Here is a 14,334-nt window from a genome sequence, read left to right as displayed (position 1 = left end):
GATGCCCGGCAGCATCCTCGGCACAGGTCCGATCGACGAGAGGCACACCGATGACCAGCACCGAGACCACCCGCGAGACCACCCCCGTCACCGGCGAGCGCGCCGACCTGCTGGAGACCCTCGCCAAGCACCGCTTCTTCCTGGCGCACACGGTGCGGGGGCTGACCGACGAGCAGGCCCGGCTGCGGCCCACCGTCAGCGAGCTCTCCCTGGGCGGCCTGCTCAAGCACGTCGCCGCCACCGAGCGGACGTGGGCGGAGTTCATGGTGACCGGACCGGCCGCCTTCCCGGCGGTCGACGAGTCGACGGCGGCGGAGTGGGGCGCGGAGTTCGTGATGGGACCGGACGAGACGCTCGCCGGGCTGCTCGCCACGGCCGCCGCGGTCGCGAAGCGCACCGACGAGCTGGTCCGGACCCTGCCGAGCCTGGACGCCGCCCACCCGCTGCCCGAGGCGCCGTGGTTCGAGCCCGGCGCCCGGTGGTCCGTCCGCCGGGTGCTGCTGCACCTGATCGCCGAGACCGCGCAGCACGCCGGCCACGCCGACGTCCTGCGGGAGACCATCGACGGCCAGAAGTCGATGGGTTGACGGGCCGGGCGGGCCCTGGTCAGCCGGTGCGGCCGGCCAGCGGCTCGCGCGCCGGCGCGAAGTGGCAGGCGGTGGCGTGCCGGTGGTCGACCGTCGGCTCGGTGGTCCGGCAGACCTCCCGCTCCGGGTGGACGAGCGGCCCGACCGGGCAGCGCGGGTGGTAGCGGCACCCCGGCGGCGGGGCGTGCGGGTCGGCGGGCTCCGCCGCCGCCACCGCCGCCGGGGTCGGGTCGGCGGCGGCGGTCGCGCCCGGCCGGGCGTGCGCGGAGTCGGGCACGGCGGCGAGCAGGTCCCGGGTGTAGGGGTGCTGCGGGTCGGTGAGCACCTGCTCGGCCGGCCCGTGCTCGACGATCCGGCCCAGGTACATGACGGCGATCTCGCTGGCCACGTAGCGGACGACGGCCAGGTTGTGCGAGATGAACAGCATCGAGGTGCCCAGCTCCCGCTGCAGCCGGCGCACCAGGTTCAGCACCGTGCCCTGGATGGAGACGTCGAGCGCGGAGGTGATCTCGTCGGCGATCACGACCGCGGGGCGGGCGGCCAGCGCACGGGCCAGCGCCACCCGCTGGCGCTGGCCGCCGGAGAGCTGACCGGGGTGGGCGCCGGCCCGGGCCGGGTCCAGCTCGACCAGCTCCAGCAGCCGGGCGACCTCCCGCCGCCGCTCGGCCGAGCCCGTCCCCCGCGGCACCGCCTCGGCGATGCTCTCCCCGATCGTCATCCGCGGGTCGAGCGAGGAGTACGGGTCCTGGAAGACCATCTGCACCGGCCGGGGGCCGGACCGGTGCCGCAGGGGCTTCCCGTCCAGCAGGATCCGGCCGCCCGACAGCGGCGTCAGTCCCACGGCCGCCCGGGCCAGCGTCGACTTGCCCGAGCCGGACTCCCCGACCAGCCCGACGACGGCGCCGTCCGGCACGGTGAGGCTGACCCGGTCGACCGCGGTCATCGCCCGCCGCCGGGAGCCGAACCGGACGCTGACGTCGTCGAACCGCAGCTCGCTCATGCCCGCTCCCCCAGCGAGACCGCGACCGGCGCCGCGCCGGGGACGGCGACGTCGGCGACCTCACCGGCGTGCCAGCAGGCCACCCGCCACCCGGTCTCGTCGTCGGCGAGGGCCGGGTCCTCGGCCGTGCACCGGGCCGAGGCGAGCGGGCAGCGGGGGGCGTAGGCGCAGCCCGGGGGCTGGTGCGCCGGGTCGACCGGCCGGCCGGGGATGACCGGGAGCGGCGCGTCCAGGTCGACGTGCATGTCGGGCACCGCGGCGACCAGCGCCCGGGTGTACGGGTGCCGGGCGCCGGTGCCGAGCTCGGCGGCCGGCAGGTCCTCCACCACCCGGCCGGCGTACATCACCAGCACCCGGTCGCAGACCTGCCCGACGACCGCGACGTCGTGGCTGATCAGCAGCAGCGCCACGTCGTCGGCGGCGCGCACCGACGCCAGCAGGTCCAGCACCTGCCGCTGCACCGTCACGTCGAGCGCGGTGGTCGGCTCGTCGGCGACGATCAGCGCCGGCTCCCCCATCAGGCCCATGCCGATCATCGCCCGCTGCCGCATGCCGCCGGAGAACTCGTGCGGGTACTGGTGCGCGCGGCGCTCGGCGGCGGGCACCCGCACGCTGCGCAACCGGTCGACGGCGCGGCTCATCGCCTGCCGCCGGTTCATCCCCTGGTGCTCCTCGGCCACCTCGGCCAGCTGACGCCCGATCCGGCGGGTGGGGTTGAACGACGTCATCGGGTCCTGGAACACCATGGCGAACGACGTCCCGAGCAGCCGGCGGTGCGCGCGGTCGGGCCCGGTGAGCAGGTCGGCGCCCTGGAAGACCAGCCGGCCGGCCGTCACCTCACCCGGCAGCTCGACCAGCCGGGCGACCGCCAGCGCGGTGAGCGACTTCCCCGAACCGGACTCCCCCACGACCCCGACCGCCTCGCCGCGGCCGACCCGGAAGCTGACCCCGCGCACCGGGCGGACCGGGCCGGCGGGCCCCGGGAAGGTCACCGATAGGTCCTGCACGTCCAGCACCGGCCGGCCCGCCGCCGCGCCGGGGTCGGTGACCGGCACGCCCTCGTCGGTCGCTGCGGCACCCGCGCCCTCGCTCCGCGTGCGCTCGCGCCGGCCGGCCTCACGGCGGGCGGCGCGGCCCGGGGCGAAGCCGCCACCCAGCGCGGTGGTGAGCCCGATGCCCTTGGCGACCGCCTCCCCGAAGAGGTTGAACGCCAGTCCGGCGACCACGATCGCCACACCGGGGGCGAGCGCCGCCACCGGGTGGATGTAGATGCCGGACAGGCCGTCCTGCAGCAACCGCCCCCAGTCGTAGCTCGGCGCCTGCACGCCGAGACCGAGGAAGGACAGGCCGGCGAAGGCCAGCAGGGCACCGCCGGCGCCGATCGTCGCGTTCACCACCAGCGGCTCGCCGATGTTGGGCAGCACGTGCCGGACGAGCACCCGGAACCGGCCGACGCCGGCGATCCGCGCGGCGGCCACGAAGTCCCGGTCCGCGATCCCGGCGGCCAGGGTCTGCGACAGCCGGGCGAAGGCCGGGGCGCCGGCGAAGCCGATCGCCAGGACCGCCCCGGTCATCCCGACGCCGAACACCACGGCGAAGAAGAGCGCCAGCAGCAGGCCCGGGAAGGCGACGGCGATGTTCACCCCGGCGGTCACCAGCCGGCCGCCGCGGCGTCCGATCAGCAGCGGTGCGGTGCCCAGCAGCAGGCCGACGACGACCGCGATCGAGGTGGCGGCCAGCGCCAGCCCGATGGACAGCCGGGTGGCCACCAGCACCCGGGCGAAGACGTCCCGCCCCAGGGCGTCGGTGCCGACCCAGTGCTCGGCGGAGGCGCCCTGCAGCACTGCGGAGGTGTCGATCCGGTCGGCCTCGGCCGACCACAGCAGCGGCGCGACGAGGGCCAGCAGCAGCACGAGGGCAAGCAGCAGCCCGGCGCCGGCCCCGACCGGGGTACGCAGCACGGCCAGCCAGCGGGCCCGGGCCGCCGAGCGCCGCGGGGCCACGGCCGGGGCGTCCAGGGTCGTCGAGGTGGTCATCGCCTCAGCTCTCCCGGATCGCCGAGCGCGGGTCCAGCAGGGCGAGCACCACGTCCACCGTCAGGTTCACCAGCAGCACCGCGGCTCCGTAGACCAGCACGATCCCCTGCACCACCGGGTAGTCCTTGAGCAGGATCGAGGAGGCGATGGTGCTGCCCAGACCCGGCCAGGCGAAGACGTTCTCCACCAGCACGGTGCCGGCGACCAGGGCCGTGAGCAGCAGGCCGCCGAGGGTGATGGTGGCGGTCAGCGCGTTGGGCAGCGCGTCGCGCAGGTAGATCCGGCGCCGGGGCAGCCGTTTGGCCCGGGCGGTGCGCAGGTAGTCGGCCTGCAGCACCGACACCATCTCCACCCGCATGATCCGGGCCAGCGCCGCGGCCGGGCCCAGCGCCAGCGAGAGCACCGGGAGCACGTAGGACTCCGGGCCGCTCCGCCCGGCCACCGGCAGCACCCCCCACTGGACGCCGAAGAGGTAGACCAGGCCGACGCCCAGCAGGAACTCCGGGATCGCGCCCAGCACCACGCTCGTGGAGGAGAACGCCAGCTCCCCGCCGCGGCGGCGGCCACCCCGGGTCAGCACCCCCATCAGCACCCCGAGCGGCACCGCGATGGCCAGCGCCGTCACGAACGCCAGCAACGCCAGCTGCACCGTGGCCGGCAGCCGCTGGGAGATCACCTCGGAGACCGGCAGCCGCGAGGTCAGCGAGGTGCCCAGGTCACCGGTGAAGAGCCCGCGCAGGAAGTGCACGTACTGCAGCAGGAGCGGGTCGTCCAGGCCGAGGGACTCCCGGCGGGCGGCCACCAGCGACGCCGGCGCGGTCGGCCCCAGGGCGCTGCGCACCGGGTCGCCGGGGATCAGGTGGATCATCAGGAACGCGGCGGTCACCAGCACCCACATCGAGACGACCAGCTGGCTCGCGCGCCGGACGGCGAACCGGGCCCAGGGCCCGTCCAGGACGGCGGCGCCTCGCCGGCTCGCCCCCGTCGCAGGGGGCGCCTCCGTCGTGCTGGTCACCCGCGCCTCCCCCTGCTCGTCGCCACCTGGTCCGCCGCTCCGCCGCCGGGGTGCTCAGCCCGCCGTCATCCGGATGCTGGTCGGCACCACCGCGACCGCGCCGGACTCGAAGCGGGCTCCGCTGCCGAAGGTGCTGACGCTCTGGTTGGCGAAGGGGACGACGTCGGCGTCGCGGACCAGGGCGGACTCCGCGGCCAGCCAGGTGTCGCAGCCCTCGGTGCCGGTCATCGTCATCGCCTCGGCCACGCCCGCGGCGTAGTCGGCGTTGTCGATGGCGGCGAAGTTGTTGCCCTCCGGCGCGGTCGGCCCGGACATGAACGGGACGAGCTGGTCGGGGCTGCTGACGTTGAGGGCCAGCCAGGTCACGTCCCAGTTGCCGCTGCCGAACACGGTCTCCAGCAGCGCCGTGTCGTCCTGGCCGCTCATCTCCACCTCCGCGCCCAGCTCCTGCCAGGTGGAGGCGGCGAGCTCGGCGGCGGCCGACCCGCCGGTGCCCAGGCCGCTGTTGTAGATGAAGGTCAGCTCCAGCGGCGTCCCGTCCTTGGCGCGGGTGCTGTCGGGTCCGGCCGTCCAGCCCGCGGCGTCGAGGGTCTCGGCGGCCGCCTCCAGGCCGCCGGTGGGCAGCTCGCCGGACACCGAGTCGCCGGGGCAGGCGACCGGGGCGGCCGTGGCGAACGTGCTGCCGGGAGAGCCGGTCCCGCCGGTGAGCACCTCCTGCAGCTCGCCCAGGTCCAGCGCCTGGGTCAGCGCCGTCCGGACGGCGGGGTCGGCCCCGGGCCGGCCGGCTGCGTGGTTGAACCACATCTCGCCCAGCACCGCGTCCAGCGTGGTGGAGAACAGGCCGGCACCGCTGAGCCGCTGGGCGTCCGGGCCGAGCACGGTGGCCGCGTTCAGCCCGCCGGAGAGCAGCAGGTTCGACGACGTCGTCTCGTTCGGCACGACCTGGACGACGACCTCGTCGGGCATGCCCTGCTCGTCGGTGCCCGCCCCGTCCGGCCCCCAGGTGTAGCCCTCGCGCAGGGTGAAGGTGACGTGGTCGGTGGGGACGACCTCGGTCAGCTCGAAGGGCCCGGTGCCCCGGCTCTCGCTCGCCAGCACCGACCGGTCCGCGAGCCCGCTGGCGCAGACCATCGGGAGGCTGGTCAGCCCCTCCAGCACGAAGGGCGCCGGGGACTCCAGCGTGAGGGTGAGCGTCGAGCCGTCGGCGGTGGCGCTGGCCCCGGGCGGCAGGAAGGTGCCCAGCAGCGGGCTCTCGTTGGCCGGGTCGGCGACGTAGTCGATGTTGTCCGCGGCGTCGGCGGCGGTGAACGGCTCACCGTCGGCGCAGGTGACGCCGTCGGCGATGGTGAGGGTGACCTCCTGGCCGTCGACCTGCCAGTCGCTGGCCAGGCCGCTGATCAGCTGTCCCTCGTCGTCCATGTGCAGCAGCGGGTCGTAGGCGAAGCGGCTCAGCTGCAGCACGTTGCTGGACGCCGACATCTGCGGGTCCAGGCTGCCCGGGTCGGCGTCCATCGCCATCGTGAAGGTGCCGCCGTCGACGACCTCACCGCCGGCGGCGTCCCCGCTCCCCTCGTCGCCACCGCCGCCGCACCCGGCGAGGACGGTCACGGCGACGCACGCACCGACGCCGGTCCGGATGAGCCTCATGGTGTGTCCTCTCCCTGGAACGCCGGCACCTGGATCGCGCGCACCTGCACCGCGGTTGCGAGAAGGCTGCCCCGGCCGGCGCGGGAGGTCTTCGTGCGAACGGACGAGGCAGCCCGCCACGCCTCGTCGCCGGTGACCAGTCCGGCGGTCATGCCCCGGCCCGGGGCACGGCGCGGCCGATGTGCAGGAACCGGGCGTGACCTGCGCCGTCGTCGCCGAGGAAGGCGAAGGGCACGTGCAGGCCCGACTGTGGCTGGACCGGGATGAGCGTGTCCGGGGCGAAGGAGACCAGCTCGCTGCGCTCGGGCTGCTCCCCCAGCTCCAGCGCCTCGCCCTTGGGGCGCATCTCCAGCCAGATCCGGCCGTCGTCGTCCTGGCTGACCACCAGGTCGGCCACCCGGCTGCTGTAGGTGCCGGTGAACCGGGTCGCGTCGACGCGGGGCGGGTCGGCCGGCGGCGCCGGCAGCGCCCGCAGCTGCACGCCCGCCAGCTCGCGCAGCACGTGCCCGACGACGTCCCGGTACAGGCCGTAGGGGTCCCCGCCGTTGGTGAGCAGGACGACGGCGATGCCCTGCTCGGGCAGCACCCGCAGGAACGAGGCCTGGCCGATGGTGTTGCCGTCGTGGCCGACGACCGGGGTGCCGTGCCCCTCGAACAGCTCCCACCCCAGCCCCCAGGAGTCGCCCATCACCCGGATGTCGGGCAGCTGCACCTTCGGCTCCTGCATCGCGGCGACCGTGCCGGCGTCCAGCACGGTCGACCCGTCGGGCGCCTTGCCCGCCTCCAGGTGCATCCGGGCGAAGGCGACCAGGTCCCGCGGTCGCATCGCCAGGGTGGAGCCGGCCGGGGCGTTCGACCGGGCCAGCGACCACACCGGAGCCGGCACCTGCGGGGCGCCCGGCTCGGGGCGCACGTGGCCCACCGCGACCCGGTGCAGGATCGCCTCGTAGGGGCTGGCCGCGGCGTGGGTGAGGCCCAGCGGGGTGAACAGGCGCTCGGCCAGGCACTGGTCGAAGGGCATGCCGCGCAGCACCTCGACCAGCCGGCCGAGCACGCAGTAGCCGGCGTTGTTGTAGGAGAACTGCTCGCCGGGCGGGAAGAGCTGCGCCAGGTCACCGAGCCCGGCGACGTAGCGCTCCAGGGCGTCGTCGCCGCGGCCGGTGTCGGTGAAGACGTCGCCCTCGAACCCGGCGGTGTGGCTGAGCAGCTGCCCGACGGTGAGTGTGCGGGCCGCCTGCTCGTCGGCCAGCGCGAAGCCGGGCAGGTGCGCAGCCACCGGGTCCTCCAGCGCGACCAGGCCGTCGTCGACCAGCTGCATCACCAGGGTCGCCGTCCAGACCTTGGTGATGGAGCCGATCTGGAACAGCGCATCCGGCGTCGCCGCCACCCCGGTCGCGGTGCTGAGCAGCCCGGCGGCGGCGTCGACCACCTCGCCACCCGCGAGCACCGCGACCCCGGCGGCCGGCACGTCGTGCTCGGCCAGCAGCGCCGGCAGCTGCTCGCGGATCCAGGCCCCGACCTCGTCCAGCTTCGTCATGCCGGCACGGTAGGAGCGCCCGGCGCCCGGCGGTTGGTGGTCGCGTCCAGGCCTGGACCAGCGCGTTCGTGCCGCTGGACGAAGAGACCCGGCCGGCCCGGGCGGGAGGCTGCGCCCATGGGCCGGACGTGAGGGCCCGTGGCCCGACCGGACGGAGCAGCACGTGACGACGACGACCGCACGACCCGAGATCGACCAGGAGCACTGGCAGCAGCGGCTCGAGGAGCTGGCGGCGAAGCACGAGGTGCCCGGCGCCACCCTCGCCGTCCTGCGGCTGGGCCCGGACGGGCCCGACGGCGACGAGCTGGTCGAGGCCGCCACCGGTGTGCTGAACAAGTCCACCGGCGTGGAGGCGACTCCCGACTCGGTCTTCCAGATCGGGTCGATCACCAAGGTGTGGACCGCGACGCTGGTCATGCAGCTGGTCGACGAGGGGCTGCTCGACCTCGACACCCCGCTGGTCGAGGTGCTGCCGGGCCTGCAGCTGGCCGACGAGGAGGTGGCCCGGCAGGTGACCATGCGGCACCTGCTCAACCACACCAGCGGCATCGACGGCGACGTCTTCACCGACACCGGCCGCGGCGACGACACGCTGGAGCGCTACGTCGCCGCACTGACCGACGTGGCGCAGAACCACCCGCTGGGGGCCACGTTCTCCTACTGCAACTCCGGCTTCTCGCTGGCCGGCCGAGTGGTCGAGGTGCTCACCGGGAAGACCTGGGACGCCGCGCTGCGGGAGCGGGTCATCGAGCCGCTCGGGCTCACCTCCACCTCGACGCTCCCCGAGGAGGCGATCCTGCACCGGGTGGCGGTCGGGCACATCAAGCCGGAGGAGGACCAGGAGTCGCACGTGGCACCGGTCTGGATGCTGCCGCGCTCGCTGGGCCCCGCCGGGCTGGTCAACGCCACCGCCCGCGACGTCACCGCCTTCGCCCGGATGCACCTGTCCGAGGGCCGTGCGCCCGACGGCACCGCGGTGCTGTCGCCGTCCTCGACCGCCGCGATGCAGGCCCACTCCACCGACCTGCCGGACCGGTTCTCCCTGGGCGACTCGTGGGGCCTGGGCTGGATCCGGTTCGACTGGCAGGGCGAGCGGCTCTACGGCCACGACGGGACGACGTTCGGGCAGAACGCCTTCCTGCGGGTCCTGCCCTCGCAGGGGATCGCGGTGGCCATGCTCACCAACGGCGGGCAGCCGCGGGACCTGTTCGCCGACCTCTACAGCGAGGTCTTCACCGAGCTGGCCGGCATCCGGGTCGCCGAGTCGCTGGAACCGCCGACGGAGGCCCCCGAGGTCGAGCTCAGCCGCTACGTGGGCACCTACGAGCGCAGCTCCATCACCACCGAGGTCTTCGAGCGCGACGGCGGCCTGGTGATGCGGGTGATCCCCACCGGGAGCATCGCCGAGGAGTCCGGGGCGACCGTGGAGGAACTGGCACTGCACCCGATCGAGCAGGGGCTGTTCGCCACCCGCGCCCCGGAGTCGGAGACCTGGATGGCCGTGGTCTTCTACACCCTGGACAACGGCGCCGAGTACCTCCACTACGGCGTGCGGGCCAACCCCCGGAAGGTCTGATGGAGCCGAGCGCGGAGTGCGACCTCGTCCTGACCGGTGCCCGGGTCATCGACCCGGAGACCGGCCTGGACGGGGTGCGGGCGGTGGGGGTCACCGGCGGCCGGATCACCTCCGTCACCGAGGTCGCACCGCCGGCCCGCGAGGTCTGGGACGTCGCCGGCACGGTGCTCGCGCCGGGCTTCGTCGACCTGCACAGCCACGCGCAGAGCATCACCGGCGGGCGCCTCCAGGCCCTCGACGGGGTGACCACCGCACTGGAGCTGGAGGCGGGGGTGCTGCCGGTCGCCGGCGCCTACGCCCGCGCGGAGGCGGAGGGCCGGCCGGTGAACTTCGGCTTCTCCGCGTCCTGGACCGACGCCCGGATGCACGTGCTCGACGGGGTGCCGCTGGCCGCCGACGCCTCGCTGGACCTCTTCGCCACCCACCAGTCGCGGCCGAACTGGCGCGGCCCGGCGAGCGACCGGGACGTCGGCCGGGTGCTGGACCTGCTCGAGGGGGCGGTGGCCGACGGCGCGCTGGGCATCGGGGTGCTGGTCGGCTACGCCCCGGACAGCGGCCGGGCCGAGTACTTCCGGCTGGCCGGCCTGGCCGCCCGGCTGGGGGTGCCGACCTTCACCCACACCCGCTTCATCTCCACCGCCGAGCCGGGCACCTCCCTGGAGGGCGCCCTGGAGGTGATCGCCGCGGCCGCCGGCACCGGCGCGCACATGCACATGTGCCACGTAAACAGCACCTCCACCCGGATGATCGACGAGGTCGCCGGGGCGATCGACGTCGCCCGCGGCCGCGGCGTCCGGGTGAGCACCGAGGCCTATCCCTACGGCGCCGGCTCCACCGTCATCGGTGCCGCGTTCCTGGCGCCCGAGCAGCTGCACCGGATGGGGATCGGCCCGCGGCAGCTGACCTACCTGCCCACCGGGGAACGGGTCGCCGACGACCGCCGGCTGGCCGAGCTGCGCGCGACCGACCCGGGCGGCGGCGTGGTGGTGCACTTCCTCGACGAGGACGACCCGGCCGACCTCGCCGTCCTGGAGCGGTCGTTCACCCTGGCCGACACCGCGATCGCCACCGACGCGATGCCCCTGGTCGCCTCCGGCGGAACGCCCCTGGTCGCTCCTGGCGGCACCGCTGCCCCGGACACGTGGCCGCCCCCGCCGGACGCGGTGACCCACCCCCGCTCGGCCGGGTCCTACGCACGCACGCTGCGCTGGCTGGTGCGGGAACGCGGCCTGCTCACCCTGACCGAGGCGCTGCGCCGCTCGTCGCTGCTGCCGGCGCAGCTCCTGCAGGACGCCGTCCCGGCGATGCGCCGCAAGGGCCGGGTTCAGGTCGGCGCGGACGCCGACCTGGTCGTCTTCGACCCCGACACGGTCACCGACCACGCGACGTACACCCGGGTCGCACCGTCCAGCGGCTTCCGGCACGTGCTGGTCGGCGGGACCGCGGTGGTCCGGAACGGTCAGCTGCGCACCGACGTCCTCCCCGGCCGGGCGATCCGCTCGGGAGCCGTCTGACGGACCGGACGACCCGTTCCGAGCCCGGCCGGCCCCTGGTCACGGAACGGCGGCGATGGGGGCAGGGCGCGGCTGGCCGGGCGGGCGACCGGGTAGGTCTGCGCGGTGACCCGCTTCCGCGCCGCACTCGTCGCCGCCGTCCTGGCCGTGCTCCCCGGCACCGCCGGCTGCGTCGTCACCTCGTCCTCCTCGGCGACCGGCCCGCTGGTCGCCTCCGGCCCGGCACCGCAGTCCGCGCCGGCCGGCGACCCCGGTGCGCCGGCCGAGGAGCAGATCGCCCGGGCGGTGTTCGACCGGGTGAACGACGAGCGGGAGGCCCGCGGGCTGGAGCCGGTGGCCTGGAACGACGCGCTGGCCACGGTCGCCCGCGACTGGAGCGCGGAGATGGCCGACACCGGCGAGTTCGAGCACCAGGACATCCGGGCGCTGCTGCAGGGCGACGAGCTGTCCGGGTTCCGCGCGGTGGGCGAGAACATCTTCACGGCGACCGGCCCGGTGCCGGCCGGGACGATCCACGCCGGCTGGATGCGCTCGGACGGTCACCGGGCCAACGTGCTCAACCCGGGCTGGGACCGGCTCGGCGTGGGCGTCGTCTGCGCCCCCGACGGCTCGGTGTGGGCGGCCCAGGAGTTCGGCCGGACGGCGGGTGCCGACCGGCCGGCGGTCGCGAGCAGCACGCCCCCGGTCGACCCGATCACCCGCCCGACCGACGACGGCCCGACCTGCTGACGCCGCCGCCGCGATTGACCGGGCCCTCGGCTCGGGTAGGTCAGCCCCCGATGACCCGAGCCCGCCCCGCCCCTGGGCCGAGGGCAGTCCGATCGGCTCCTGCTGCCAGCAGTGCCCGGCCGGCCGTGAACGGAGGGACGTGATCGTGCCGAGCACGGGACGCAGGAGCGCACGATGACCCGTCGGACCAGGATCGTCGCCCGCCGGGCCCAGCCGCCGGCGGGCGCCCGCGCCGGAGGTGGGGCGACGGTCGACGAGGACGGCGGCAGCCGGCCGGTCCCGCCGCCGGTACCCGCCGCGGCAGCCGAGTCCGCCCCTCCCGCGCCGGCCGGTCCGGCTCCGCTGTCCGTGCCCGACCGCGCGCGGGCGTACGGGGTACCGACCTGGGCGGTGCGGGCGATGGCCGTGGGCGGGGCGGTCCTCGCGGTGGCCGCAGTCGTGTGGCTGGGGTTCTGGCTGCTCTTCCGGCTGCCCATGCTCACGTTCGCGGTGGCCGTGGCGGTGCTGCTCACCGCGCTGATCGCACCCGTCGCCGGGCGGCTGCGCCGGGCCGGCGTGCCCGGGTCGCTGTCGGCGCTGGCCGCCGTCCTCGTCCTGCTCGGTGTGCTCGCCGGGATCGGCTTCCTGATCGGCTTCCGGGCCGCCGCGACCCTGCAGGACCTCACCCGACCCCTGGCGGCCGGGATCGACCGCATCCGGGTGTGGCTGATCGAGGGTCCGCTGCAGCTGGACCCACAGCAGGTCGCCGACGTCCGCAACGACATCGTCACCCGGCTCTACGAGGCGACTCCGAGCCCCGGCGCCGGCGCGCAGCTGGGCCTGTACGCGCTGGGCGGTCTGGTGCTGATCGTCTTCCTGGTGTTCTTCCTGCTCAAGGACGGCGCCGCGATGTGGGCCTGGCTGCTGACCCGGGTGCCCGACCGGACGCGGGCTCGGGTCGACGGCGCCGGCTTGGCCGCCTGGGACACGCTGGCCGGCTACGTCCACGGGGTGATCATCGTGGCGTTGATCGACGCCGTCGGGATCGGCATCGCCCTCGTCGTCCTGGGTGTCCCGCTCTGGCTGTCGTTGACGCTGCTGACCTTCATCGGCGCGTTCGTCCCCATCGTCGGTGCGACCGTCAGCGGCGCGGTGGCGGTGCTCGTCACCCTGGTCACCAACGGGGTGACCGACGCCGTCATCGTGCTGGTCGTCGTGCTGGTGGTGCAGCAGGTCGAGGGGAACGTCCTGCAGCCGCTGATCATGGGCCGGGCGGTGCGGCTGCACCCGATCGTCATCCTGCTGGGCGTCACCGCCGGGGGCCTGATCGCCGGCATACCCGGCGCGCTGCTGGCGGTGCCGATGCTCGCGGTGGCCTACCGCGTCCTGGAGCACCTGCGGACCCATCCCGCGCCCGCCGCGGAGCGCGAGGAGACGGTCCCCCCGTCGCCCGCCGGGGTGACTCCGAGCCGAGCGCCCGCCGCGGAGCGCGAGGAGACGGTCACTCCGTCGCCCGCCGGCGCACCTCCGGGCTGAGCGCCCGCCCCGGCCGCGCGCCGGGCTCGGTCTCAGCCGGTGGGGCCGTCGTCCGCCGGCTCCACCTGGTCGGCCGCGATGGCGACCTGACCGGCCTGCTCGTCGAGGAACGCCGCCGGGTCGTCGAGCAGCACGTCGGCGGCGATCCCGAAGTCGCGCTCGAAGGTCTCCGGCTGCACCGTCGTGGCCTGGCCCGTCACCTGGACGACGTCCCGCAGCCGCAGCGGCTGGACCGGGGTCGCCGACACCACGGCGACGGTCGCGCCCGACGCGGTGGAGAGGCGGAAGGCCGTGCCGATGTCGGTGGTGGCGATCAGGCCGACGACCTCGCCGCGCACGGACACGTCCTCTCCGTCGGTGAACGGCGGGGGCACCTCGGCGGGCGGCTGGGTGCCGGTCGGTGTCGCGCTGGGTTCCGCAGTCGGCTCGGGTGCCGGTGCGGACTCCAGCGCCTCGACCCGCTGCTCCAACGCACTGACGTCGTCGCGCAGGTCCTGGAGCTCCTCGGCGCTGACCTCCGGGGTCACGGCCGGCGGGTCGTCCCCGCACCCGGCGAGCCCGGCGGAGGCGGCGAGCACCAGGGCGAGCGGCAGGACCCGGCCGCGACCCCGCTCACTCCGCAGGCGACGGTGGTCTCTGGTCATCTCGCTCCTCTGTCCACGGTGCGGCCGACCGTGCGCCGGGCCTCGCCGGCTGGGGTCGTCGTCGCCGGGTCCCTACCCGCTCAGGGCAGCGTGTAGGCCGCCGGACGGATCTCCAGCGTGCCGTCGGTGGGGTCTTCGCTGAACAGCAGGGCTCCCGACTGCTCGCTGCTCGGCGCCAGGTAGGCGAACGTGGCGGTGGCCTGCTGGACCTCCTCGCCGTCGCGGGACAGCACACCGGTCACGTGCACCTGCTCGACCGTCTGGCCACCCTCGTTGACCACCTCGACGGGCACCACCCAGCCCTCGCCGACGCGTTCCGCCACCGCTGCGGTGACCTCCAGGCGTGGGACGCCGTCACGCACCACCACCGCCTGGTATCCCAGGAAGGCGAGCACCAGCAGGATCACAAGGGCCCCGACGGCGCCGAGCAAGTACTCGTTCCGGCTGGTGTCGCGGTCGCCGCCGCCGTGCCCGTTCCCGTCGCCGCCGGCCCCGCCGCCGGTCTCGTCCCGGTCGCCCCCGCCGCTCACGTCG

At 75.3% G+C, this 14,334-nt stretch carries 12 protein-coding genes; 5 read left to right on the top strand and 7 right to left on the bottom strand.

The window, feature by feature from the left end; translation table 11 throughout:
- The first annotated feature begins 50 nt into the window (after positions 1 to 50).
- The gene (locus FB380_RS13090) at positions 51 to 587 is read left to right on the top strand and encodes a DinB family protein (RefSeq protein ID WP_166755408.1); all 537 of its coding nucleotides are present in this window, start codon (positions 51 to 53) and stop codon (positions 585 to 587) included.
- Between the two features lie 19 nt (positions 588 to 606).
- On the opposite strand, the gene FB380_RS13085 is transcribed toward FB380_RS13090, so the two are convergent.
- The 5 genes from FB380_RS13085 to FB380_RS13065 form a co-directional block, all read right to left on the bottom strand.
- Entirely contained in the window at positions 607 to 1,587 is a 981-nt protein-coding gene (locus tag FB380_RS13085; protein WP_166755407.1) for an ABC transporter ATP-binding protein, read from the bottom strand.
- A complete protein-coding gene (locus tag FB380_RS13080) occupies positions 1,584 to 3,623 on the bottom strand; it encodes a dipeptide/oligopeptide/nickel ABC transporter permease/ATP-binding protein (RefSeq protein ID WP_166755406.1) in 2,040 nt (679 codons plus the stop codon). Before FB380_RS13080 ends, FB380_RS13085 begins: the two co-directional genes overlap by 4 nt.
- A gap of 4 nt (positions 3,624 to 3,627) precedes the next feature.
- A complete protein-coding gene (locus FB380_RS13075; RefSeq protein WP_208382834.1) occupies positions 3,628 to 4,638 on the bottom strand; it encodes an ABC transporter permease in 1,011 nt (336 codons plus the stop codon).
- Between the two features lie 54 nt (positions 4,639 to 4,692).
- Complete coding sequence (locus tag FB380_RS13070; RefSeq protein WP_166755405.1) at positions 4,693 to 6,285, bottom strand: ABC transporter substrate-binding protein; 1,593 nt, start codon at positions 6,283 to 6,285, stop codon at positions 4,693 to 4,695.
- 148 nt (positions 6,286 to 6,433) lie between these two features.
- Positions 6,434 to 7,822 carry a serine hydrolase domain-containing protein gene (locus FB380_RS13065; RefSeq protein ID WP_166755404.1) on the bottom strand — a complete coding sequence of 463 codons (1,389 nt, stop codon included), beginning with the start codon at positions 7,820 to 7,822 and terminating at the stop codon, positions 6,434 to 6,436.
- Positions 7,823 to 7,985: 163 nt separating this feature from the next.
- On the opposite strand from FB380_RS13065, the gene FB380_RS13060 reads away from it, so the two are divergent.
- The 4 genes from FB380_RS13060 to FB380_RS13045 all read left to right on the top strand — a co-directional run bounded on the left by FB380_RS13060 (position 7,986) and on the right by FB380_RS13045 (position 13,156).
- Positions 7,986 to 9,398: a serine hydrolase domain-containing protein gene (locus FB380_RS13060; RefSeq protein ID WP_229682256.1), complete on the top strand. Its 1,413-nt coding sequence runs from the start codon at positions 7,986 to 7,988 to the stop codon at positions 9,396 to 9,398.
- Entirely contained in the window at positions 9,398 to 10,912 is a 1,515-nt protein-coding gene (locus tag FB380_RS13055) for an amidohydrolase family protein (protein ID WP_166755403.1), read from the top strand. Before FB380_RS13060 ends, FB380_RS13055 begins: the two co-directional genes overlap by 1 nt.
- Before the next feature lie 105 nt (positions 10,913 to 11,017).
- Positions 11,018 to 11,641: a CAP domain-containing protein gene (locus FB380_RS13050; protein WP_166755402.1), complete on the top strand. Its 624-nt coding sequence runs from the start codon at positions 11,018 to 11,020 to the stop codon at positions 11,639 to 11,641.
- A gap of 174 nt (positions 11,642 to 11,815) precedes the next feature.
- The gene (locus FB380_RS13045; RefSeq protein WP_166755401.1) at positions 11,816 to 13,156 is read left to right on the top strand and encodes an AI-2E family transporter; all 1,341 of its coding nucleotides are present in this window, start codon (positions 11,816 to 11,818) and stop codon (positions 13,154 to 13,156) included.
- A gap of 32 nt (positions 13,157 to 13,188) precedes the next feature.
- Here FB380_RS13045 and FB380_RS24140 read toward each other — a convergent pair whose 3' ends face one another.
- Positions 13,189 to 13,800 carry a hypothetical protein gene (locus tag FB380_RS24140; protein ID WP_188959673.1) on the bottom strand — a complete coding sequence of 204 codons (612 nt, stop codon included), beginning with the start codon at positions 13,798 to 13,800 and terminating at the stop codon, positions 13,189 to 13,191.
- Between the two features lie 80 nt (positions 13,801 to 13,880).
- The gene (locus FB380_RS13035; protein ID WP_166755400.1) at positions 13,881 to 14,330 is read right to left on the bottom strand and encodes a hypothetical protein; all 450 of its coding nucleotides are present in this window, start codon (positions 14,328 to 14,330) and stop codon (positions 13,881 to 13,883) included.
- Positions 14,331 to 14,334 lie beyond the last annotated feature (4 nt).

The organism is Modestobacter marinus (genome assembly GCF_011758655.1).
GTDB lineage: Bacteria > Actinomycetota > Actinomycetes > Mycobacteriales > Geodermatophilaceae > Modestobacter > Modestobacter marinus.
This window is presented reverse-complemented; position numbering and strand designations above follow the sequence as displayed.